Source organism: Anaerotignum lactatifermentans, assembly GCF_014982935.1.
Taxonomy (GTDB): domain Bacteria; phylum Bacillota; class Clostridia; order Lachnospirales; family Anaerotignaceae; genus Anaerotignum; species Anaerotignum lactatifermentans.
The window spans coordinates 1-1,193 of the sequence record NZ_JADCKK010000146.1 but is presented as its reverse complement, the minus strand read 5'-3'; the positions used below and the strand labels follow the sequence as shown (position 1 = coordinate 1,193).

The 1,193-nt window shown below is 69.0% G+C and carries 2 protein-coding genes; both read right to left on the bottom strand.

Features of this window, described 5'->3' with window-relative positions; genetic code table 11:
- Positions 1-339 (bottom strand): HAD hydrolase family protein (locus INF29_RS14360; RefSeq protein WP_334298155.1); only part of this gene is annotated, 339 nt, incomplete at its 3' end.
- Positions 340-450: 111 nt separating this feature from the next.
- A partial coding sequence (locus tag INF29_RS14355) for a tryptophan--tRNA ligase (RefSeq protein ID WP_193487406.1) occupies positions 451-1,193 on the bottom strand: 743 nt, incomplete at its 5' end.

Sequence of the window (1,193 nt, the reverse complement as noted above, 5' to 3'; positions counted from 1 at the left end):
CACCATCATGATGACGAAGCCCGCGATCACCCCGAAGGTGCCGACGTTGGAGTGCTCGCCCAGATGCGCCTCGGGGATGAGCTCCTCGACCACCACGTACACCATGGCGCCGGCGGCGAACGACAGCAGCCAGGGCATGAACGGCTGGATCCAGCCGCTCGCGAGCACCACGAGGATGCCGAAGACCGGCTCGACGATGCCCGACAGGCTCCCCATGATGGAGGGGTACGGCCTGCCGGAGCTGGGGATGAACAGGATGCCGAGCGCGCGCATGCGCTCGAGGGCGGCGATGTTGGCCGCGGGCACGGCGTGGCCGGCGCCCAGGAACGTCTCGTCCATGTCGCTTGCGATGAGCCGGTACATCGGCCGCCCCCTCACCTCGTCGCCGCCGGCCGCTATCGGCACCTTGCCGTCAGAGCCGGCCGCCCCCTCACCTCGTCGCCGCCGACGCTAGTAGACCATCCCCATGGCCTCGCGCACCTCGGCCAGCGTCGCCTCGGCGATCTCGTTGGCGCGGCGGTTGCCCTCGTGGAGCACGTCCTTCACGTAGTCGAGGTCGTTCTCGAAGCGGTGCCGGCGCTCGCGGATGGGCTCGAAGTACCCGTTCACGGCCTCCGTGACGTACTTCTTGAGCTGGCCGGAGCCGCCCATGCCGATCTCGGCGGCGATCTCGGTCTCGCTGCGACCCGTGCAGATGGCGGCGGTGGACAGCAGCCCGGACACGCCGGGGCGCCCCTCCGGGTCGAAGGTGATCATGCGCTCGGAGTCGGTCTGGCTCTTCTTGATGCGCTTGGCCGTCTCCTCGGGGGTCATGGAGATGGAGATGGCGTTGCCGTAGGACTTGCTCATCTTGCGCCCGTCGAGGCCCGGCAGCAGCGGCGTGTCGGACAGCAGGGCGTCGACCTCGGGGAAGACGCGCCCGAAGCGGTTGTTGAAGCGGCGCGCGATGAGGCGGGTGAGCTCGATGTGCGGCAGCTGGTCGCGGCCGACGGGCACCACGTTGCCCTTGCAGAACAGGATGTCGCAAGCCTGGTGGACCTGGTAGGTGAGCAGAAGGCCGGTGAGCTCGTGGCCGGAGGCCTCCATCTCGGCCTTCACCGTGGGGTTGCGCTGCAGCTCGGCCTCGGAGACGAGGGAGAGGAAGGGCAGCATGAGCTGGTTGGCCGCCGGCACCGCGGAGTGCGCGTAGATCA